Below are 23277 nucleotides of genomic sequence, written 5' to 3'. Positions count from 1 at the left end.
GTGGCCGGCGGGCGAGTAGAGTTTGGCCGGCAGGGCCACGCTGCTGCCGTCGGTGTCGAGGATTTCGATCAGTCCGGACTTGTGCAGCACGCGGTAGATGCCGCCGCCCTTGTTTTCGAAGTGGAAGCTGTCGAGCTTCTTTTCCTTGATATCGGGTGTTGGGCCGCTGCCGGTGACCTTGAAGGTTTCCCCGGTGCTCAAGGCCAGCATGCTGTTGTGCGGGGTGAACTGCGACAGGTTGAGGTTCCAGCCGATACCGAAACCGGAGTCCAGGGTATTGAGCGGGTTGAAGGCCAGGCTCAATGGCAGGTCAGGGCCGCAGAGGTCGTTGCTTTTGATTTCGGGGAAATTGATCGTCGCGGTGTATTGCCCGGTGCGCGGATCGACACCGTTTTGCAGGAAACTCATGAAACTGAAGGCTTGGGAATTTGCAGCACTGGAGGCGGTCATGTTTATTAACCTCAGTATGGATAAATGATGGGGTGCTATTGGTTTCAGGATGACGGCTCAAGGTTGTGCCGGCGCTACGGATCCCTGCGAAGCAGGCGGGGCTGCTGATGTTGTGATCTTCACACAAGAGAGCTTGTCTCGAATAATGGGATTGGCTTGTTTTACCCACTTGTCAATAAGCTGTAGCCCTGGTCTGATAATTTGCCCTGCTGTATAGGATTTTAGATATTCAAGTTCTATATAATCTGTGGTCGTTTGTTTTTTGGTGGTTCTGAGTTTAAACCAGAATTCATGCTTTGAATCTTGCGTGCAGTCACCGTTATCAGTCAGCAGTATCTCAGTGGCTGAAGGCACCTCGTTCACTTCTATATCTCGAGCCTTGTCGTTTTCGCAGCGGCCAGCACCAGGGTAGAAACTGTAGGTTATAGACTTGCCAGGCTCAGGGACATCCAGACTACACTGGTGCTTGTCTTTATCCATGAGCGTAATTGTGCCGCGCGCCTTGGGTATTGACGTATCAGTCAACGCCAGTCCTGAATATACAAGGTGGGTGGAAAGTAGCAATCCACAAACAGCTGCTTTGATAGGATTCATTGAAGTCTACCTTATATTAAGTTGTGCCCGGGGTGGACGAAAACAAAAATACCAGGTCAGACATTATCAGCTTGTCAGTGCTTGCGAACCTAGCAGTTCTGCTAGTAGGTCGACGGTGGGGGATGAGCGCCAGCTACTGTCGGATGTCCACTTGTCCATCAGGGCCAATAACAGTATCAGTGATTCCGGTTTTGGCAACCTAGCAGTTCTGCTAGTGGTCAGGGGGCTGTTCACGGGGTAAGAATAGTTCATTCGTATCAATAAATGGCCGTGATCCGAGACCTGCTCGGATCTGGAACTTACGTCGGTTCAAGGAGTTAAACCCATGGCAGATTTACTGCCCTACCCGACAATCTCCGACTTGCAAGACGGAGACTGGATCGATCTCGATAAACTGGGAAGTCAACCACTGTTGACCTACATAAAGTATGACACCATCGCGCTTAATGACAGGCTTTGGCCTAACTGGCGAGGCTGCAGTGCACAAGGCGAAGTCCGTGATTTTGCTAACGCCAGAGTGGATGTCACGGTGGAGGGCGGATATACCCCGTCACTCGGAATGCCGGTACACGTCCCCAATGATGTACTGACGTTCCTGAATCAAGGCTGGGCATTTTATTCCTATGCCGTCGGGCTTCCAGGCGACCCCAATACTCGTGGGCCCGAATCCCGCCGGATATTCTGCTATGTGGGCAAACGGCCGGTTCCAGCGACGCTATTGCCCGTCGTGCAGATAAAAGAGTCCCATGGACTTGCGCTTGATCCCAAGGCTATAGGTAGCGCAGGGGCCACCGCAGTGATGGCGCCTTATCGTGCCATGAGTGTTGGCGACAGCGTGACGTTTACCTGGCAAGGATACTCTTCTGCAGGTGTGCCCGAGGACGAACCGCACACTGAAATGATAACGCTGAAAGTCGTACACCTTGCACAGCCGTTGGAATTCAGCGTGCCTCGTAGCCAGGTGATTGTTATTCCTGGTGGATACGCCGAGATCAGCTACTGCATCGAATATGCCGGTGGGCTGGGACAAAAAAGCGTTTCCGAGCAGCAGACTATCCGGATCGTTGCACCCGATCCGGATAGTCTGCTGCCCGAGATCACTATCAAGGACTACGATGGCGGCCCGATTGACCCGCAGCGTGACGGGCTCACGTTGCAGATCAAACCGCTCTATGCCGGTATCCAGGACGGTGATGGGGTGCTGATGCACTGGACGGGAGTCAGAAGCGCCAGTGTCATCAAGTCGTTGCGGGTCGATCGTTCGACGCTCGACAGTGGTGTTCTCGAGTTTTACCTTGAACCCAAATGGCTGCTGGCCAATAGCGGCGCGAAGGTGACGGTAAGTTATCAATACGCCCGCGCCGGTGCGGGGGAGTCCGGGAAGCCATTGCAGTTGGAGGTGAGCAGGCCTTTGAATCTGCCGCCGCCGCTAGTGGAAGGCGCCACTGGCGAGGGTGAAGGCAACGGCTATCTGCGAGCTGAAACAACGGGTGCCTACGTCAACGTACCTGAAAGTGCAACGGTTGGCCCGAACGATATGCTCAAGATGCATTGGGAGGGGCACCCCAACGGTGGTCGTCACGTGGCAAGCCCCATCGGTGGTACGGGCAAGCGGTTTTTCATTCCAGGCACCGCGATCGCGGCGAACATGTCGGAGGGCGAAGACAAGCGTTTTCCGGTGTTCTATAGCGTCACCCCGCAAGGCGGGGTCGCCAAGCCTTCCAGACATTTCAACCTGCGGATCTTGCCTCAGCCTTCGACAGTCTACCCGGATGTCCAGTGTAAGGAGGCTCAAGGTACCAGGACTGTGTCGTTGCGTCGTGTGGACGCGTTGGGGGCGAATCTCTATATAGGCGAGGGCCGGTTCCCTGCTTGGCCATTCATGGCCGAAGGCCAACCGCTGACGATCGAGGCCACCGGTGTACCCGTCACAGGAAGCGGGCGCGTCACGGTGCGCAACGCTGTGCCGGTCACAGCAGCCGAGTTCACCAACAAGAAGATAGATGCAAAATTGATTCGTGCTTTCTTGCTATCGCTGAAACGCAATGAACAGTTCACGCTCAAGGCAAAAGTGAGTTTCGATGGTGGTGAAACCTATACACCCTTCGACGATGCAAGTTTTACATTAACCGATTGAACTATCCCTTTCGTCGGTCAAGGAGCTTTAGCATGGAAAACAATACAATCGACAGTTTATTGGAATGGTTGAAAGTACAACCTCGTACGCTAGGGTGGGACGCCATTTGTGTCTATGATCGGGAAAAGTCTAATAGGGTACTGTTGCAGGAGTATATCGGTCGCTTCAGTACCGATGATTATATGAAACCTGTCACCCTGATCGTCGAGGATAATCAGACACCTACCTATAAGGAATGGATAGCTAATTACATTTTTGACCGGCCAAGAATATCGTTCGTCGATTCAGATTTAATGAGTGCAACAGCGGAGTTGCGCAAGAAGGTCGTTGGCGGCTCGCGCCTGACCTATGATCAGCAGCCCGGTTCAATCCCAAAGCTGATCAAAGTCGCCCTGGAGGATGCGCTGGGCGGACCGGAGTGCGTGATGGAGATCGACCTCACCCACAGCGACGGCGAAGTGACCCCGGAAGGGAGTGTGGTGCTGAACCTGAAAACGGCCAGAAACTACCGCTTGACTCACTCCGACAGTGAACCTCTGAGCAAGCTTGCCGGCAGGCGCCTGCAGGAGCACTTTGCCGGGTTGCCGGATAAGCAAATGACGTTTGTTCTGAGCGAAATGAAGTATGAGGCGGGCCAGGTTTTAAAACCGAAGCACTTTATGATTCGTACCCAGGCCGCTCCTGGCGCTTCGGTTCGAGGGGCTCTCAATGAAGGGGCGGGCGCGGTCATTATGTTAATCACTTTGGAGGGTGGGACAGATGGCGTTCCCCCTGCGAGTTCCAAGGACTTAAGGTATTTGATTCCGGATGGGCACTCGGCAACGATATTGTTGGCCCATAAAGTAATGTTGAATACCGTGTTAGTGGAGGGGGCGCGGCGAATAAATAATGTGCCCATTCCCTTTACCTATGAGCTTAAACCTGGCACGACACCGGGTTTCTATTTTTCAAAGACTCTTTCGGGAGGGGCCGTTCATTATCCGAATGCGACAATCTCCAGGCCGGGCTATACATTCGAGCTGAAATCCTTGTTTCTGCCTATGGGGAAAAATGCTTTACCACCTTTACCACCTGGCGATGAGGACGGCTGGCTAAGTTTGAGTTTAAAGGCCGAGAGGATAGTCTTTCTTTGGTACGGCAAGCTGAGTCAGGAATTCACTGTAGGCTCACGTGATGGCACTATTGATTCCGAGTTTGCGATGATTGCTTCCGGCGATTACGTTCTGGATCAAGACACTGGAACTCTCAAGCTTGAGTATGAAATAGATGGTACGGTCACCAAGTCTGAAGTGAAACCTGGAAGCTTTCAAAATCTTCCGGAGGTGGTCAATGATTTTTCATATATCAGTGATTATTTCCACTCGCAGTTTGAGGGGATGTACGGAAATAGCCTAGCGCAATTCGTCAGTTCGACATTCGAGATCAATGTTTTTACGCTAAATAGTTTGTTGTTCCGCGGCGATAACGCTGTGACACTCAAGAGCGCCCATTTCCCTCTCGACCTGGCCTTGTTCGGCGAGGTTGGCCCCACGCAGACGCGCTTCAGCGTCAGCCCGCTGGAATCGGTAATCGCCCATAGCAAGGTCTTTGAGTTCAAAACCGATCCCCCCCAAAATAATCTGACCTGGACGGTGGAGAATATTGCCGGCGCTACCGGTGATGTCGGTGTGATTGATGCACAAGGGAAGTACACGCCCCCGACTGCTGCCCAGATCAAGGGCTCTTCCATCCGCGTCAAGGTCACTGCCAAGGCCGGTGTTCATACCAGTTTGGCACTGATTACCGTGATGGCGCGCGACATTACCATCAACCCGCTGGTTCAGGTGGTGGGTGCCGGTGATTCAAACGGGCGTGAGGTATCGGCCGGTTCCCTGGAAGGAGGTCAGCTGCAATGGTCTATTGCCAACCCCGGTTCGGGGGCGACTGTACGCAAAAGTACTGAAAAAGACGGAGATCATACCTACTTCCCAGGCCCGGCGATCCCCGACACCGCATTTAGCCTTGATGAAATCGTCGTTAAAAAGGGCACAAGCACTCAGTCCTCTTTCGTACTGGTTGTTCATCGGCCAGCAGTTTTAACCGTGATGATTGATGAAGAGAGAACGGCCCTTTTGCCGCCCAACCAACTTCAACTCGCCATTGCAGGAAAGGGCAACGTCCCCGTTGCTCCGGGCGCTCTGGACTTGACGTGGGAATTGAAGAAAGGTGCCGGTGAACTCGATCCGAAAACCGGTATCCTCAAAGTCGATTTTGCCGGAAAACACCTGCACCCCTATGCGTTGGTTACCGTCATGCTGCCTTCACCAGTCCCGGATGTACTCCCCGATTCCGATGGACATCTCATTTTGCCTATTCCGCTGTTCACGATACCGGAAACTATTCAGATGCTAAGTCCAGATAGTCATTGAGTTCCACTTCTTGATTTTTTTTGGAGATTCATTATGTCTGTCAATTCGCTGGAAAAATTATTGGCATCTATGAAGGGCCGCTCCGTGTGCCGCGGATGGGGGGCGATTACCGCATTCGGTCGTGCTCAGCTAAATCGATTGCTGGAAGAGCAATATATCGCGAGTTTGAATAACTCAAAACTCTTGCCACCGCTCAGTGGTTATCTGTTTGTAACAGACGATCAAACGGAGTCGGTGACACTGGACTCGATCATTCTGGGCAAGCCGGAACTGTCGTTTAAGTCGGCATCGCTGAACACTTCACGACTGACGTTGACCATGAATATCATCGCCGGTACGTACACGAACATGAGCGTTCCCTCGATGGGCGCATCGAAGTTGTTGTCCGACTTCAGCATCACCGAAGACCAGGGCTTCAAAGTCGAGATGACGATTGACCTGAGACAGTTAGTGGGAGAAGTCGATAAACGGGGGCGGGTCACCCTCGATCTGGCCTCGGACCCTGAAATGACATGCAACCTGGGCAGCCTGCCGGGTATCCAGAAAAAAGTCGCTGCATTCATCCAGGGCCACCTGGCCGCCCAACCGGATGACAGGCGGTCCTTCGAACTCGGCCTGCTTGATTTCAGTGGCTACAATCCGCTGGCTCCGACGCAGTTTTATATTCGCACGCAACGGGCTCCAGGATCCGAGAGTCCCTTGGCAACGAATCATGGTGACGGCGCGGTGGTGGTTTTCATTCGGCTGAAAGTCAAGGATGAGGATGGGGCGTTTCCTGTTGAGGGCAGTGGCTTCCCGTATTTGATCCCGGACGATAAGGCGCAAGGCAAAGACCTGTACTCCGCTTCGCTGGTACTGAACAGCGACTGGATTGAACTGGCCGATGAGGGCCAACTGGACATTCTCAAAAACCTGCTGTTTCCGGGGGAGAACGTCTTTGTCGAGAGCCCCGGGGACCCGCACCGGCCACATGACCTGCTGGTGCTGGGCAATGTCAAACCAACCCCCGAGAGCCTGTCGATCGAGCCGCTGTTTATCAGCCTGGATGACACGAAGGACCGACAGTTCATCGCCCGTCGCGGTGACGGCAGCGTCATCAACAATGCCCGATGGAGTGTGAGCAGCCCGGACCATCCGCTTTCGGCCGGCGGCATTACGCCTGGGGGCGGCAAGTACACACCACTCAGTAGATCAAGGATGAGCAAGGATCAAGTGCCGACGGTAGTGACCGCACGCTATACCGAAGCGGGTCGAGAGCATGTCAGTTCGGCATTGGTCATGGCGGTCTTCGAGAGCATGAGCATTTCCCCACGGGTATGCGTCAGCGGGGTGGGGAAAGATATCCTGCCGCTGCAATTGGCGGCGTCGACAGTGAGCGGGGGGGAATTGATCTGGCCAACCCTTGATCCTTCCGAGGGTGTGCTGACGGTTATTGATAATAACCATGCCGTTTACGCCCCGCCCATCACACAGGTTGCACCGCTTACGGCGTTGAAGATCAAGGTCAGGGACAAGTCCACCCAGGACACGATCGAGGCTACGGTAGTGTTGCTGAGCGCGCCGCACACTCTACCTGTCGACCCAGCCTTTGTACCCTTTATCGCGGGGAAGACACCGATCCAGTTGAGGTCCGGCATTCCGTCAGAATTTCTTGAGTGGGAGGTCATCGGCGAGGGCGGGGGGGAAGTGGATGAGAGCGGCCTTTACACTCCCCCCGTGCAGGTCACATCACGGACCAGCGTGGTGCAGTGTACTTATAGTCAAAGTGGTGTTCCCCTGGCCCGCGGTTTCAGCATCATCCAATTGTCCGAGCCTCACAAAGAAGAACTACGCTGGTCAGAGCTCGAGAAATTTTCAATTAGCACAAACGGCGGTCCGGACCAATGCTATACCAATGGTTTGCAGCAAATCCCGGTGGTTATCACGATAGAAACCAAACCGTTCAAGGTCGGCGACGATAACTACTATATCCCTGTCAGCGATGTAGAACTGTCGACATTAACCCTTGTTGACAAAATAACGGATGCCGAAGTTCCATTCACTCATGTCGCTCAGGACGGTATTGAATATGAAAGTGGTATTGAATGGGCGGCGAGCAAAAAGAAAAACCGTTTCACTCTGTATTCCCCTACCGCCGCTGGGCAAACGCTCCCGTTAGCGCCGCCAGTCGCAAAAAATAACAACACACGCTACAGAGAACTTTACATTCACCTCGCCAAAGAAGGGCCGCGTACTTTTTATGCTCGGTTCAAGGCCTCTAATGGTCGAACATGGAACTCGAAGGACCTTATAAAGGACGAGCGTGAAATCACGGTGCAGGGGGTTAAAGCCACCCCGCCGACGCTGCTTGATTACAAGTTTGAACGTGAGCGCGTGTACCAGGATCCGCTCGGTCATGATGAACCGGATGATCAGAATAATCCGAATCGAGATGTGTTCAGTTACTACCGACAGTCCACCGACTACTGGCGTCTGAATTATCTCCGGCTACGTACTTATCCTGTCGGTTTCGCGACGTTGCTCATGGAACAAAATATCTCGACGATCCAGTGGGAAAGTGAACTGCTCGAAGAAACGTTTTTCAGTTATACCGGTTATGCGTTTAATCCCGCCAACTATGAAAACAGCGACAGCCCTGCACCGGAGGGGCTGTCCTTCGATGTCTATCAGCGGGGACTGATGAACGCACGCGGCAAGACGCTCAAGACTTCATTTGACGGAAATAAACGACCCTCTCCTGGTCAACTTATTGTCAGTTTGCACCGTACAGACGATGTCAAATATTGGCATGACGGAATGGCGGGGGGCGAGGAACATAAGCGGTATCGAAAGTTACTGGATGGTGGCGTCAAGTGTGTATTGCTGGATGAAGAAGGTAATCGCCACCCCCTGCAGATTTCATTCGAGGCACCGACACTTGCGGACAGTCGAAATAAACTGATCGTTGGGCTGAGATAAATGGGTTGTTTTCAACGTGCATGGCGCCAACGCCGTGCAGCGTTCTTTCGCCATTCTAATGAACACGATGAGGTGTCCAAGACATGACCACTTCTACGGCGGTGCATTCCCAAGCCTTCAGTTTCATGAGTTTCCTGCAATACGGTGTCGATCCGCGCACCGGGCAATACACCGTGACAATCAATTTTCCCGAAATCAAAAGCAACGACCTCTGCGGCCCTGACCTGCCATTGAGCCTGGCCTTCAACCCGCTCAATACCCTGGACTCCGGTTTCGGCATCGGCTGGAACCTCAACCTGTCGCAGTTCACCCCGCACAACAGCATGCTGGCCTTGAGCACCGGGGAAACCTTCAAGGTCACCGGTAGCGGCCCAACACCCGATATCAAGGAAAAGAAGCTCGACAGCTTCCACTTCGAAAACAAGGGCGGCGGCATCTACCGCGTGCTGCACAAGTCCGGACTGATCGAAATCCTCGACACCGACGGCAGCAGCGTGGCCCTGCCGGCCAAACTCTACTCGCCCGCCGGCCACAGCATCAGCCTGACCTACGCCTCCTTCAGGGGCGGTCGACGCCTGGAAACCGTCAGCGATGCCCAAGGCCAGTTGTTGCAGATCAACCGCCCCCACGATTCGTCCGTCGAAATATTGCTGCGCCCCTACGATGGGCCAGGGGGTGGACCGCTGGCGCGTTATGAGCTGAAGCTGACCGGTGGCGAGGTCAGGGAGGTCGTGCTGCCCACCGCAGAGCAAGCCTCCTGGCGCTTCAACTATGAGTCGATCCGCGGGATCCTCTGCCTGCGGGACGTCAAGACCCCGGTCGGAGGCCACGAAACCATCGACTACCTCGACGAGGGCCACCGCTATCCTGACAGCGCGGCACGCCCCAATCTGCCACGGGTGACCTGCCATCGCACCTACCCTGGCTTCGAACAGCCGATGATGGAGGTGCTCTACAGCTACAATCTTCTAGACAACCACCACAATTTCCTGGGCAACGGCGCCGACATCAGTTGGGCCGACGATGGGCTGGACAACCTCTTCAAAGTCACCCACACCTATGCCTACGCCAGCACCGCGACGCTCATGGCCGACGGCAAGGAGGTCCGGCGGGTGGACCGCACGTACAACCGGTTTCACTTGCTGACCGAAGAAAAAACCACCCAGGCGCATTGCGTCAAGCGGGTCTTGACCACCTATTACGCCAAGGATGAGCCGTTCGAAAATCAGGTCCCACAGTACCAGCTGCCTACAGACATCCTGACCAGCTGGGAGATGGAAAACGATTCAACTCAATATCGCGCGGAGGAGACCAACACCCAATTCGATGACCATGGCAACCTGATCGAAGAGGTCCAGGCCGACAAGATCAAGACCACCTACAGCTACTATTCCAAGGATGGCGAAGACGGCTGCCCGCCCGACCCCGAAGGTTTTGTGCGTAGCCGAAAGGAAACCACGGTCTACCCGTCACCGCTGGGCCAGGGTGACGCCCCGACCCTGCGCACCCGCTATCGCTACAGTACGCTGGTGCCCTTGACGGCCAGTGGCCTGAAGGAGTTACTGGTGCTCGACAGCGAGACCCTGCTGCAGGTCGATGGCTGCGATGAAACCGAGCTGAAACAGACGCTATGCAGTTACATCGTTGAGCCCGGTAATGCCTTCCGGCACGGGCGCGCGCTGAATCATCGGGAAACCCTGAACGGCAAGACCACCACCACCGACTACCAATACTGCAAACCCGACAGCATGCTGGCGGGTGAAACGGTGCTGCAGACCGTCGAAACCCTGACCGGATTCGACCATGTTGCGGGCATCAACGAAGTCCAAAAGGTGATGACCCAACAGCACTCGCTGCTCCTTGGCCAACCGGTGCTGACACCTGACATGAACGACGTACAGACACTTTCTCGCTACGATGCTCTGGGCCGGCTGACGAGTGAAACTGTAGCACTGGGTACCGAGTTCGAAGCCACGCGTTATTACGAGTACCACCTGGCCTCCCTTGACGGACAACAAGCCGAGCAAGTGGTCACTGATGTCAAGGGGGTAAAGATCCAAACCCGGTTCGACGGGCTCAACCGGACGATTTATCAAGGGCATCTTGAAGCAGGCATGTCGTTACTTGCCGAGCCGCGCCGGATCTATGCCGCTGAATATGATGCATTGGGCGACCTCACCCTGGAAACCAGCGTTGACTGGTTTGGCGACGAACCGCGAGAACTGAAAAGCCGATACGAATACGATAGTTGGGGTTTGCAACGCAAGGTGACCGGCCCGGACGGCGTCGCGATCATCCGAGATGTGTCACCTTTCGGAAAGGACGGTCCGATAGAGCGCAATTGGCAAGAAAGTACCGAGCAACCGCCCAGGGTCAGTGGTCTGAGCGTGACCGAGTACAACCGCTTCGGAAAAATGAGTTCGGCCCAACGATTTGACGCTCAAGTGTTGAATGATCAACTCCTGGCGGCTCAAGGTCTGGGTATTCAGCCCTCGGTGGTTCGATACCTGGACACTTTACTCCTGAACCAGGAACTGCCAACGGTCGGTTCTGTCCATTATGCCTATGACGGACATGGCAGCTGCATTCAACAAGACGAACTGCTGGATAGCCTGGAGCGCACAACAGGCTACACATACGACGTCTGGGGCCGGATGCTGCGCACAACGCTTCCCGACAAAACGACCGTCAGTCGTACCTTTGCTCAGCATCAAGTCGGCGAATTGCCGGTTACCCTGCAAGTAACGCCTGGAAATGCCGCACAACCCTCCATTACCGTTGGCCAGCAGACATTCGACGGTCTTTTGCGGCTCACCGAACTCAAGGTCGGTTCAGAAAAAGCCCCGCGGATCGAGCGCTACAATTATACCGGCGGTCAGATGCAGATCAGCCAACGGATCACTCCCAGCAACCAAACTTTTGACTATGAATACAAGCTGAGCCTGACCGAACAACCCGTCGTCATCAAGACGCTCAAAGGCGGAGTCGTTTCGACCTACGACTATGACACCAAAAACGCCAATATCACTAAAGCGGCTAACATCCAGGCCAGCCGTGAATATAAGTACTCTCCCTACGGCCATCTGTCTGATGAAAACTGGATCGATGCTGACGGCACCCTGCGCGAAGCGCGTTTCGTCACATCCTCGCAGGGGAGACAAATAAGTCGCATCCATACTGACGGGCTGGAAACCCGCTACGAGTATGATGATTGCGGGAGGGTAATGAGCACCACCCAAGGCACACTGCGAGCCGATTTCGAGTACAACGCTCTGGGTCAACCAAGTCGCACCACCACACATAACCTGACCACTGGCAATACACTGGTTACCGATATCGAATACGACAGCCTGGGGCGGGAAGTCAAACGCACCCTGTGCCTCTCCGGTCAACCACTACGCACCATCACCCAGACCTGGCTGGCTGACGATCAGCTGCAAAGTCGGCACCTGCAAATGGGCGGACGCAGCCTGCTCAAGGAAGAGTTTATCTATGACCTGCGCAATCGGTTACAGCAACACAACTGTTCCGGCGAGACCCTGCCCCGGGACGCCCACGGCAATAAAATCATCGAACAAGTCTTCAGCTTCGATGCGCTGGATAATATCAAACGCTGCCTGACGACATTTGATGACGGAGAAATCGATGACGCGAGATTCACTTACGCAGCGGACGATTCATGCCAGTTGTTGAAGGTCACTCATACCTTTACCGAGGGCGGTTATTCGGCCAGTCAGACATTCGAGTACGACGCTGATGGGCGTATGCTCAACGATGAGCAGGGCCAACGCCTGAGCTATGACAGCCAGGGACACCTGCTTGCAGTCAAGGACCCGAGCGGGCAACAAACCCGTAGCACCTACCGCTATGACGGGCATAACCATCTGATTGGGGTTCGCCAAGGCAACCAAAGCGAAACCTTGCGCTACTACCAGGGCTATAGCCTGAGCCATACCGTTCAAGACGATACACACATTCAGTACCTCTTCCACGGAGACCGGCCACTGGGTCAGCAGCAACTGGACGACCACCACCAGACCATCCTGCTATTGACCGACGCCAGCCCCAGCGTCATCGGTGAAAGCCTGCAGGCAACGCTGCATACAGTGGTCTACAGCGCTTATGGCGAACGCAGCGCCGATGAAGAACTGCGCAGCTTGCTGGCCTTCAACAGTGAAATATGCGAAGAGGGCAACGGTTGGTACCTGCTGGGTCGTGGCTATCGGGCTTACAATCCGAGCCTGATGCGTTTCCACAGCCCGGATTCGCTCAGTCCGTTCGGAGCCGGCGGGATAAATCCATACGTATATTGCCTGGGTAATCCAATCGCCTTTCGTGATCCCAGCGGCCATAGACCGAGCGATGCTCGTCGTCCGGGGGGGCCTGGATATGTGGACCCTTACGAACCGAATCAGGATAAAAGCTGGCTCCTCGTTGGAGGTTTCGGTGTAGGCCTTCTCTTAGGGATCATCTTCACCCCCTTTACAGGTGGCTTATCCTTGGGCCTTGCTGTCGGGGTAGTCGGGATCGCGATTGGCGCCGCAGCGCTCGGATTAGGTATCTATGCCACTCTGGAGAATGATCAGGAAGCAATGGACATCGCCATGTGGATGTCGCTTGGCGGCGCAGTCGTCTCAATAGGCGGTCCCACACTCGCTTCGAAAATAGCGGCAAGAATAGCGGCAAGAGCTGCGAAAGCGGCGGTTACCAACGCTGGGGGGGTGACGGGGGCGATAGTCAGAGCCGGGAGTGTTGCGGCCGGGAGTATTGGGGTTTCGGCTTCCGGGGCTGGGAGAGGTAGCTTCTCAAGTACCGGTTCCGGTGCGGGTGCGGGTGCCGGGAACGTTCCCAACGCAACTTCAGGTTCAGGTCCAGGTTCAGTGAGGAGTTCATCGACACCTATCCCTGACTACAACAACGCTTCAACTCCAGCTTCAACTCCGCGCAATAGTATTAGCCAGAGCCAGAATGGCTCAACCACTGGCGCGGGATTGAATCCAGAGACGGCATCAATTTCTTCAGTAGAATCTGTGCCAGGCGCACCTGGCCTGTCGGCACTTGAACAGTCGAACTTAAATGCAGGCACCCTTAGCAAATCGGCAAAACAGATGTTAGGAAAGACAACCCTCTTCTCGACTGGAGCACGGCACTAGACACCAAGATAAGTTATTTCCCAAATAACAACTAAAACACCATTCAACCTCCTGACCCCAAGTGTAATCCCTCGCGGATTGCACTTGGTTTTTCCAGCCCCCCCTGTCAATGCTCAACGCCTTCGCCTCAACAACAACTCTCGTAACAACCTCCTCCCGAAAACCCCGCGCCTATCGTCGTAACTGAGAGTTCTCTCATATCTGCCCCCCCCTGCACTTCCTAAAATCGCCCCCCATCGAGACAACGCAACATCCCTGACACCCCTTTCTCACCTTGCAGTGCAACACCGGCATCGTCTCGACCTTTAACGCCGGGCACTCGTCTAAAAAAGGATTTACAGTTTGAAAAAGTCTCTACTCGCCCTCTCCCTCGGTCTGGCTGCCGGCCTGGCGGGCACTTCGGTGTTCGCCAATACCGGGACCATCAACTTCGAAGGCATGATCACCAGCAGCACCTGTCCGATTGAAGTCGTCAACCCGGAAGACGGCAGCATCGGCAATCAGGTGAAGATGGGCAGCGTCGACGCCAGCCGCTTTACTGCCGTCGGTCAGGAATACACCGGCAAGAGCTTTGCCTTGCGCGTGTCCGGCGCTCCAGGCTGCGGTGTGACGCCATCCAGCACCGCGAAGGTCACCTTCAACGGCACCGCCGATCCTACCGGCAATTACTTCGCGGTAACGCCTACCGCTGACGGCGCCAAAGGTGTCGTCATTGCGCTGCGGGATAAAAGCGCCGCCTCGATCGCTCCGGGTTCAGCCTCCGTCGACTACGACCTGAACGATAGCGGCTCCACCGACATGGTGTTCAACGCTTATTACCGGTCGACTGCCCTGACCGTGACAGCGGGCGCGGCTTCGGCCGACGTCCAGTTCATCGTCGCCATCAACTGATCCTTTCTCCCCCTCCCTGACTGCGCTGTTGCAGTCAAGGAGGACTTGATGCCGTCCCGGCGCCTGTCTTTCGCCGGGACCAAAGGTACTGACCTATGTTCGGCTTGATTAAACAGGCTGCCACTTCCTGGCCAGCCCTAGGCGCCTGTGTGACCGTGTTCATGCTGGCGTCACCTATTCCCGTAAGCCAGGCGGCCTTGACCCTCAGTGGAACCCGCGTGGTGTTCGACAGCGACAAGCGCAGTACTTCGTTGATCGTCAGCAACCCCAGCGACAGAACGTTCGCCGTACAAACCTGGGTCAACACGGCTGCCGATGATGCCACCACGGCGGTACCGTTCATCCCTTCGCCGCCGCTGTTCCGACTCAACCCGGGCAAGGAACAGCAAGTCCAGATCAACGGTTTGCCCAATACCCTGCCCACCGACCGAGAGTCGCTGTTCTATTTCAATGTTCAAGAAATCCCCCAGGCCAATGCCAACGAAGGCAACGTCCTGAATATCGCCCTGCGCACCCGCATCAAACTGTTTTATCGCCCCATCCAGCTCAAGGATAACCCGATCAATCGTTTGAAGGATTTGCAGTGGTCGATCAAGGATGCCAACGGCAAACCGCAGCTGGTGGTGAATAACCCGACCCCTTTCCATGTGTCCTTCATTCGCCTCGAAGTGAAAGGCGACGGCCAGAGCCAGGCCATTCAAAACGTCGCAATGGTCGAGCCATTGTCCAGCCAGGCCTATCCCCTGGACAGCGTCAAGCCCGGCCCCGGCTTGCAGGTGCTGTTCTCGGCCATCAACGACTACGGCGGCCATAGCACCCCTTTGACCCTGCCGATCCAGCTGGCCCCTTGATGCAGTGCCTGTTGCGCTCATTGCCCGGAATCTGACCATGACACTATTACCCGGATGCAGACGCGCGCCTGTCCGGCTGCGCCTTGTACATTTATTCGTTATCGGCAGCAGCGGCGCCACCCTGTTCGAAGCAAGGCCCGCCCTGGCGGCACCCAATCTTGAATTTCAATCCAGCTTCATGCGCCAAAGCCCCGACCACGCCAGCGATGCCGGAGCGCTGGCCCTTGGCGCCCTGGCCAACAGTTCCGACCTGGGCCCGGGACGCTACTGGGTCGATATTCAGGTCAACCTGGGTTATTTCGGCCAGCGCGAAATCGAGTTCGTCCTCAGCGCCGAGGGTGATCGCCTGCTGCCTTGCCTGTCGCCTGAATTGCTCGGTGAGCTGGGCGTGCGACTCGACAGCCTGGCCGACCCTGCTGTGTTGCAAGGTCCGTGCGTCGATCTGCTGGCGCTGATCCCCGGTGCCGAGATCGACTTCGATGGCAGCAAGCTGCTGCTGGCCCTCTCCATCCCACAGATCGCCATGCGCCGCGATGTGATCGGCCGGGTCGATCCCGAGCACTGGGACCACGGCATCAATGCCGCTTTTGTCAGCTACCAGGTGTCGGCGCAGCAAGGCACCAGCCGTTATCGTGGGCACCAGAGCAGTGATGACCTGTACCTCAACAGCGGCCTCAACCTCGGCTCCTGGCGCCTGCGCAGCAACCAGTCGCTGCGTCAGAACCAGGACGGCAAACGTGAGTGGACCCGTGCCTACACCTATGCCCAGCGCGACTTGCCCGGCACCCATGCGAATCTGACCCTGGGTGAAACCTTTTCCAGCGGCGATGTGTTCAAAAGTCTGCCGATCAGGGGAGTACTCATCGGTTCGGACCTGGGGATGCTGCCTGATGTCCTGCAAGGTTACGCACCGATCATCCGCGGTGTCGCGCAAACCCGCGCCAAGCTTGAAATATTGCAGAACGGCTATCCGATCTACTCCACCTATGTCAGTCCCGGCCCGTATGAAATCGACGACCTCAGCACCAATGGCGGCAGTGGAGAGCTGGAAATTGTCCTGACCGAGGCCGACGGCCAGGTCCGACGCTTTACCCAGTCCTTCTCGACTCTCAGCAACCTGTTGCGCGAGGGGGTCTGGCGCTACAGCGGCGCGCTGGGTCGCTACAACGGCGCCAGCGGCCTTGATGATCCGTTGCTCTGGCAGGGCACCCTGGCCATGGGCATGGCGTGGAACTCAACGCTGTATGGCGGCCTGATGGCCAGTGACTTCTACCGGGCTGGCACAGTCGGCGTGTCCAGGGATCTGGGCTCATTCGGAGCCCTAGCCTTTGACCTCACTCACTCCAGCGCCGATATCGACACCCTGGATTCGCAGAATGTACAGGGTGTGAGTTACGCGATGAAATACGGCAAGTCTTTCGCAACCCATACCAACCTGCGCTTCGCCGGTTATCGCTACTCCAGCGAAGGCTACCGGGATTTCGACGAGGCCTTGCGCCAGCGCAGCAACAACTCGACCTTCTACGGCAGCCGTCGAAGTCGACTGGAAGCTTCGGTCTTTCAGAGCATCGGTACCCGTAGCTCCCTCAGCCTGACCTTGTCACAGCAGGACTATTGGCAGAGTGCGTATGTGCAACGCCAGTTCCAGTTCAACGTCAACACTCACTACAAGGACGTGGGCTACAACCTGTACGCCTCTCAGTCCCTGAGCGATACCCATGACAATGACCGACAGATCGGCCTGAGTGTGACAGTGCCATTGAGCTTCGGTCATTCGACCAGCGCGACCTTCGATGTCCAGAATAACGGCGACCGATATAGCCAGCGTGCGAGTCTGGGCGGCAGCGCCGATGAAAACCGGCTCAATTACCGGGCCTCCCTGAGCAACGATGACAGTCGTCAACAGTCGGCGGCACTCTCGCTCGGCTATCAGACACCCGCTGGCAGTGTCGGTGCGGGGCTGTCCCAAGGCCGCGACTATCGCAACGTGTCACTCAACGCCAGCGGTGCGGTGCTGCTGCACGCCGACGGCATCGAACTGGGACCTTACCTGGGAGAAACCGCGGCACTGGTGGAGGTTCCGGACATTGCCGGCGTCGGTGTGTTGAATGCCACAGGGGTGAAAACCAATGAACAGGGCTACGCCCTGGTGCCTTCCCTGCGTCCGTATCGGGTCAATCACGTGGTGTTGCAAACCGACCAGCTGGGCCCTGAGGTAGAAATCGATAACGGCACCACCCAGGTGGTCCCCAGACGCGGTGCGGTAGTCAAAACCACCTTCCCTGCCCGCTCGGTCACTCGCCTGGTCATCACTGCCAGCACCGCCAATGGCCGGTTGCTGCCGTTCGGGGCGCAGCTCAGCAATGCCGAAGGTGAAGTTATCGGTGTCGTTGGCCAGGCCGGTCAAGTCATGCTCTCGACCAGCGCCGAGCCCCAGACGCTGGACGTGCGCTGGGGGGAGCAGAGCGAGTCGCAATGCCAATTGAGCATCGACCCGCAGAGCATGGAGCAGGCGCAGGGCTACCGACTGCAAAACCTCACGTGTCACTAACCGCCGCCCTGCGCAAATGACTCAAAAGGGGGAGGACCACCCGCGTCCCCCCATCCACTCGGGAAAAGACAACATGAAATCATCCATACGACGGCTGACAGGACTCCTTGGGCTGGCGGCCAGCTGCCAGATAGAGCTGGTCATGGCGGCATCCAACACATGCGCATGGCGAGCAGGATCCGGCCCCATGACCTTCACCCAGGACATGAAGAGTGTCTTCGTTCCCCGGGATGCAGCTGTGGGAAGCGTCATAGGCCGATCGAGGCAGTTCGTACCCACGCCCAACAACGAGGGTCTGTCCATCCATTGCGACAATGATGGCAGCGCACGACTGCTCTTCAACGCTCGGGCCAGTGCGCCGTTTTATCCCGGATTGCTGCCTGCCAGCAGCCTCCAGAATAGTACCCAGACGATCCTGCAGACCAATATCCCCGGTGTCGGCGTCCAGATCACCCTGGGATTTCCATTCGATGAATCGGCGAGCAATGCATTCGTCCCGGACACAGGCAATGCCACAGTCCCCTTTACCGCTCACCACGAGAAACCCATGGGATCGGCGCAGTTGAGTTTTTCCCAACTTGAAAGCTACATCACGCTGATAAAAACCGGCAACATTGCGCCCGGGCCGCAGGCATTGAACGGACAGGAGCTGTTCAGCGGCTCTTTTTCAGGCATTGCCGGCAAGGCCTTTGGTGTCGGGCTGATCGGCACTGTGATTCAGGCTCATTGCGGCAGTAACAAGGTAAGTGCCGATCCCGTGCAACTGGGTGAGTGGGATGTGTCGGACTTTACCGGCCCAGGCCACACCACAACTGCGGTGCCATTCCACATCACCCTCAGTTCCTGCATAGCGGATGACAAGGGTGTGAATGAAGCCACCGCCAATATTCGCTTCGAGGGTGCCAGTGGTTCATTGCCAGTCACCCCGCCGATCCCTGGAGTGTTCAGCCTGTCGCCTGACTCTGTGGCGCAAGGCATGGGCATCCAGATATTGCGGGCCGATGGGTCGACACCCGTGGCACTCAATGCTGAAGTCCCGATACTACCGATTGCCGTCGGCGACACCACGCTGAACTTTAACGCGCGCTTCTACCAGACCGGAGCCAGCCGGGATATCCGCCCCGGCTCTGCCAAAGGTGCGTTGAACTTCACCCTCACGTACAAGTAGAAAACCCCGGTCCTTACCACCAAGGGTCGGGGCTGGCTGCTTCAGCCGAAACCGTTCAGTTAATCAGCGTCAACTGCAGTAACGGAAAATTAGGGGCGGCGAGCGGTGGCCACGTCCGCCCGCCATCAAAACTCACATAGACCTTTACTGAAAAACTCTCATTACGCCGCAGCGTATTCAGGAAGGCTTTTGGGACAGTGACATCTCCTCTCATACCGATACCACCGATGACTTCCTGGTCGGTAACCTGCCGCTGTTGGATCGCCGGGTATGCAACCGGCCCCGTTGCACCCGTTCCCGTCATATTGATCATGATCCACTGGTCGGCCGTCATTAAGGTCCATGTACCCATCTTTAATACCGCGCCTGTGGCCGGAACCTTGTCGTAGCTCAAGCTGCCACCGGTAAGCCCTTGGCATTGAACGGTCGGGAAGTTGTGGCTGAGTATTCTCTGTATATTCACCTTGCGGCCAACGGACGGCCACTCGACTTCCTCCGCGTCGATGACGCCATAAGAAACGGGCAAGCTCTTGCCGATATACGCGGCGATCGACGGCATCGGAATCTGGTAACGGCGCGAACCCGGGGTGATCGGCCGGGGGGCTCGGTGGGCGCCCAGACTGCCGGGTACCCCCCACTGCACCCAGACCTGGTCTTGCGGGTAAATGTTCGCGGTGTCCGGTATCACCACCACCGCTCCCGACGTAGCCTTCAGCGGGTCAAGCGTCTGCTGTTCTCCGGTTCCCAGCGCTTTTTCAACCTCAGGCCAAGGCAACAACCGTGGCCGTTGGCGGGCTTCGACTTTAAGTTCAACCGCCAGGGACTGCAGGCTCGTATAACCGGCCCGGCTCTCCACGCGATACATTGCAAATCGCTGACCATCCTTTCGCGCGCGGATCAAGTCACCGGTAAACGTCAAGACTGGCGGTTGATTATGGTTTTCCGATGTCAGGGGCGGCATCCGTATCGGATCGAGGGAGACTTCGGCACTTTGCTCCCAATAGCCGATGATGGTGTGCCCCGGCGCGGCAGTAATGTAGGTGGGGACCCTGGCCTCTACCCTGTCCCGATTGGCCGGGGCAGCAAGGTAGTCGAACGTGACGCCGTCTTTAATGATCGCCGCAGCAAACTCCAGTTTGCTGCTGGGACCAAATGCTGGCGCGCTCCTGTCGACCGTTACGCTGTGCTCGAGAGAGGGGGTCGGAGTTCCATTGTAGAGCCTCACAATATAGTGCAGCCGGTTGGTTCCCTCGATCAGTTTATCGGTTGTGACCTCAATAAACAGTTCTGAAGAGGGTATTGCCGATGTCCAGCTTCTGTCGCCTACAGACTGACCATTCCAGTAAAGCTCCACTGTCTCGGGCCGCGACGGTGACGGATTGGACTCGGGCCACATGGGAAACCAGACCTTGAAGGTCTGATCGATCACACTCTTGGGCAATAGATTGGGCTGCCCTCCCTTTATATCGGGTAGTTGTCCATTAATATACGGCGGCCTTAAGTCTTGCGTAGAGAGTTGTTTGGATCGTTCCATGCTGGATTCTCCATCGATTTAACGGGCGCACAATTGACCACATTTAAAGAACAAAACTGCGGTTTTGTATACTGTCAGAACTAACAGGTAGGCAGAGAAGCAATGGGTATAAAAAAAGCCCACGAAAAAAATCCCGCAGGCCATTGTTCAACAACCCACGGGGCTTTCAGTGTGCGCAATCGAGGCGCTGATGATCAACCTGAACGACTACAGTGTGGCGCGCACTGCGCTTAAAAGCTGTAATGCAAACCAATATTCGCGCCCCATGGCTGGTCGATTTTCTCGCTGTTGCTGTAATCCAGATCTACGTGCGCCGACACCTTGTCGCTCAGCTTCACCGCCACACCAGCACCCAACTCGCCGCGGGAGCCCGACAAGTCGTTGTTGAACGCATTGTTATTGACCCGCACTGTGTTGTTTTTGGCGAACTCATGCACATAGGCGGCACGAACATATGGCTGTACTACCTGGCCTTCGCCCAGATCGAACTCCCGCCCGGCGGTTGCACCCAGTTTACCCAGCAGGGAGCGAGTACGGTCACCTTCAGCAGACAGGCCATTATCCAGGTCATAGCCCTTGCCCTGAACGATCACGCCCGCCAATTGGGTGAAGGGTTCAACAAAGTAGCCGTCGTCCAGTTTGATGTGGCGGCCAAACTCCAGCGACGCGCCAACGCCGTTGTTGTCGTAATTGCCCTTGGTTTGTTTACCGTCGCTGAGCTGCACCCTGGACTTATTCTGAAACCGGTTGAATTTGAGAACACCATCGAAATAGTACCCGCTCTGCTCATCCAGCCAGGTGGTGTACGCGCCCACGTAGTAGCTGTTGACGGTGCCGCTGGTGCCGTGACTCAGGTTCAGATCGGACTTGCTGTAACCGCCCAGCAAACCTGCCAGCCATTGCCCGTTACCGATTGGCAACGGTGCATCGGCACCGAACGACAGGCCCTGCTGGGTTTGTTGATACGCCAGGCCGGAACTGGCGCTGACATCGAACTTGTTGCCATAGGTGCGCACCCAGCCGCCCGCCTTGCCTTCGTTCATCCGCACCTCGCCCATGCGACTGCGCAAGGTGCTGAGCTCACCGTACCAGACCGTCGGCGCGGTGTTGAACAAGGCCAGCACCGAACGAGTGCCGGGGCTGATGACGCGCGTGGCGGTATTCAAGTGCCACGCGTTATCGCCCTGTTTGATCAGGTCATAGGAATAGGCACCCAGATCCACCGGGCCGTTGAGTAGCGCGAACGAGGCATCACCCTCGGCGATTCGAATGACTGGAATGCTGCCTGCTCCCGTTGGGTCGGCACCGCTGCTGCCCATCAAGACATGATGGTTACCGGTTGCCTTACCGGTGACTTCAAGGGTATCGACCTGGCCGGTGGTGAAGTCGGCATCCATGATGAAGGTACCGTTGCCAGACAAATTTCCTACAGTGAGTTTGTAGAAGTCCGTCGGACTGCCGAACTGGATTTTACCGCCATTCATGGACAGGTCGGCAATGTCGCCGTTACCGACCATGACCCACTTGGCATCGCTGTTGACGGCCAGACTGGTGAGGTTCTCCAGGCGCCCGGTCAAGACCGCGAAGTTCTCCAGCGTCACATTGGCACTGCTGCCGGCTTCGACGATGATGTCGCCGGTCAGCTCACTGTTGTCGGCCTTGAACCGGGCTGAGGCGCCGTTGATGACTTCCAGCATCGTGCCGTTGCCACCGACCAGCGTGGAGCCATTGTTGACGTTGATGTTTATTTTTTCGTCATTGGTCTGGGAACTGCCATCCACGACGATAGCCGAGCCGGATAACCCTTCTACCCGGGTCTTGTCCAGGACCAGTGCGTTGCTGGCGGGCAGTTCGAGGTCGGCGTACAGGTTTACACCGTTGAGGCCGCCAATGATGGTGCTGTTACTGGCCGTGATGTTGGCGCCATAGGCAAGCACGCCGACACCTGTGGTATGGGTGGCACTGACGGTGGTGCTTTCCAGCATTAACGTGGATTTTTCGCCGATCGTCACGCCGACGTCGGCCCCGGTAATCGTACTCCCGGTGACCTGCGCTCGGGATCCCTTACCCGCATGGGTATGCCACAAGGACAACCCGATACCGTCACTGTTAACCTCGCTGTTGACGATAAACGCGTCGCTATCGAGCAGCCTCACACCGTCTTTCCCCGTGGCATTGACCTCAGTGGCAGTGAGGTTCAGCGTCGAGTCTGTGGCCATGATCCAGCGGGTCTTGGCACCGTTCGCGGTCAGCGCCCCATCGTTTGTCACCTCATAACTGTCCGACGGCGTCGAACCATTAATGGTGAGGTGGGTTCCATCGACCTGCGTTAACGCCAGCGCTTGCTGGCTGACTGTCCACGAAGACGCGATCACTGCTAGCTTGAGCGCACAGGTCAATGGTTTTAAGGAAAACAACGGGGTTACCGACATAGCGAATCACTCTCTAAATAACGGACATATCAGCTGCGCACCACAGGGTGTGGCGGGCAGGCTGGTTGATCGAAAAGTCGAGTGAGGCTACAGCTGAAGATGCCCCAAAAATGTAGGACTAATCCTGCCGTCTGACAGAAATTGCTTACA

Annotated in this window: 11 protein-coding genes and 1 pseudogene; 8 read left to right on the top strand and 4 right to left on the bottom strand. The window is 56.2% G+C overall.

Annotated features, from left to right (window positions below):
• A pseudogene (locus F8N85_RS31085) lies at positions 1-450 on the bottom strand (sugar-binding protein); the annotation flags it as partial.
• A gap of 57 nt (positions 451-507) precedes the next feature.
• Entirely contained in the window at positions 508-1044 is a 537-nt protein-coding gene (locus F8N85_RS31080) for a hypothetical protein (RefSeq protein WP_150807264.1), read from the bottom strand.
• A gap of 325 nt (positions 1045-1369) precedes the next feature.
• Between F8N85_RS31080 and F8N85_RS31075 the strand changes: the two genes are divergently transcribed.
• The 8 genes from F8N85_RS31075 (at position 1370) to F8N85_RS31040 (ending at position 19161) form a co-directional block, all read left to right on the top strand.
• Positions 1370-3181 carry a hypothetical protein gene (locus F8N85_RS31075; protein ID WP_150807263.1) on the top strand — a complete coding sequence of 604 codons (1812 nt, stop codon included), beginning with the start codon at positions 1370-1372 and terminating at the stop codon, positions 3179-3181.
• Between the two features lie 32 nt (positions 3182-3213).
• Complete coding sequence (locus F8N85_RS31070; protein WP_150807262.1) at positions 3214-5589, top strand: hypothetical protein; 2376 nt, start codon at positions 3214-3216, stop codon at positions 5587-5589.
• A gap of 33 nt (positions 5590-5622) precedes the next feature.
• Complete coding sequence (locus F8N85_RS31065) at positions 5623-8547, top strand: hypothetical protein (RefSeq protein WP_150807261.1); 2925 nt, start codon at positions 5623-5625, stop codon at positions 8545-8547.
• A 323-nt stretch (positions 8548-8870) separates the two neighbouring features.
• Entirely contained in the window at positions 8871-13700 is a 4830-nt protein-coding gene (locus F8N85_RS31060) for an RHS repeat-associated core domain-containing protein (RefSeq protein ID WP_191636298.1), read from the top strand.
• A gap of 342 nt (positions 13701-14042) precedes the next feature.
• Positions 14043-14591: a fimbrial protein gene (locus tag F8N85_RS31055; protein ID WP_150807259.1), complete on the top strand. Its 549-nt coding sequence runs from the start codon at positions 14043-14045 to the stop codon at positions 14589-14591.
• Between the two features lie 95 nt (positions 14592-14686).
• Complete coding sequence (locus tag F8N85_RS31050; protein ID WP_150807258.1) at positions 14687-15442, top strand: molecular chaperone; 756 nt, start codon at positions 14687-14689, stop codon at positions 15440-15442.
• Between the two features lie 37 nt (positions 15443-15479).
• Positions 15480-17993: a fimbria/pilus outer membrane usher protein gene (locus F8N85_RS31045; RefSeq protein WP_150807257.1), complete on the top strand. Its 2514-nt coding sequence runs from the start codon at positions 15480-15482 to the stop codon at positions 17991-17993.
• A 187-nt stretch (positions 17994-18180) separates the two neighbouring features.
• Positions 18181-19161 carry a fimbrial protein gene (locus tag F8N85_RS31040; protein WP_224795781.1) on the top strand — a complete coding sequence of 327 codons (981 nt, stop codon included), beginning with the start codon at positions 18181-18183 and terminating at the stop codon, positions 19159-19161.
• Positions 19162-19216: 55 nt separating this feature from the next.
• Here the strand turns inward: F8N85_RS31040 and F8N85_RS31035 are convergent, their stop codons facing one another.
• Together F8N85_RS31035 and F8N85_RS31030 are read right to left on the bottom strand one after the other, a co-directional pair.
• Positions 19217-20695, bottom strand: coding sequence for a hypothetical protein (locus F8N85_RS31035; RefSeq protein WP_150807255.1), 1479 nt, complete (start codon positions 20693-20695; stop codon positions 19217-19219).
• A 230-nt stretch (positions 20696-20925) separates the two neighbouring features.
• Positions 20926-23127: an autotransporter outer membrane beta-barrel domain-containing protein gene (locus tag F8N85_RS31030; protein ID WP_150807254.1), complete on the bottom strand. Its 2202-nt coding sequence runs from the start codon at positions 23125-23127 to the stop codon at positions 20926-20928.
• Between the last annotated feature and the right edge of the window lie 150 nt (positions 23128-23277).

The organism is Pseudomonas fluorescens (genome assembly GCF_902497875.1).
Taxonomy (GTDB): Bacteria; Pseudomonadota; Gammaproteobacteria; order Pseudomonadales; family Pseudomonadaceae; genus Aquipseudomonas; species Aquipseudomonas fluorescens_BR.
The sequence above is the reverse complement of the archived record's forward strand: the minus strand, read 5'-3'. Positions and strand labels throughout refer to the sequence as shown.

Coding starts and splice junctions, on each gene's coding strand:
- F8N85_RS31080 (WP_150807264.1), bottom strand. CDS start 1,044: ATGAATCCTATCAAAGCAGCTGTTTGTGGATTGCTACTTTCCACCCAC.
- F8N85_RS31075 (WP_150807263.1), top strand. CDS start 1,370: ATGGCAGATTTACTGCCCTACCCGACAATCTCCGACTTGCAAGACGGA.
- F8N85_RS31070 (WP_150807262.1), top strand. CDS start 3,214: ATGGAAAACAATACAATCGACAGTTTATTGGAATGGTTGAAAGTACAA.
- F8N85_RS31065 (WP_150807261.1), top strand. CDS start 5,623: ATGTCTGTCAATTCGCTGGAAAAATTATTGGCATCTATGAAGGGCCGC.
- F8N85_RS31060 (WP_191636298.1), top strand. CDS start 8,871: ATGCTGGCCTTGAGCACCGGGGAAACCTTCAAGGTCACCGGTAGCGGC.
- F8N85_RS31050 (WP_150807258.1), top strand. CDS start 14,687: ATGTTCGGCTTGATTAAACAGGCTGCCACTTCCTGGCCAGCCCTAGGC.
- F8N85_RS31045 (WP_150807257.1), top strand. CDS start 15,480: ATGACACTATTACCCGGATGCAGACGCGCGCCTGTCCGGCTGCGCCTT.
- F8N85_RS31040 (WP_224795781.1), top strand. CDS start 18,181: ATGACCTTCACCCAGGACATGAAGAGTGTCTTCGTTCCCCGGGATGCA.
- F8N85_RS31035 (WP_150807255.1), bottom strand. CDS start 20,695: ATGGAACGATCCAAACAACTCTCTACGCAAGACTTAAGGCCGCCGTAT.
- F8N85_RS31030 (WP_150807254.1), bottom strand. CDS start 23,127: ATGTCGGTAACCCCGTTGTTTTCCTTAAAACCATTGACCTGTGCGCTC.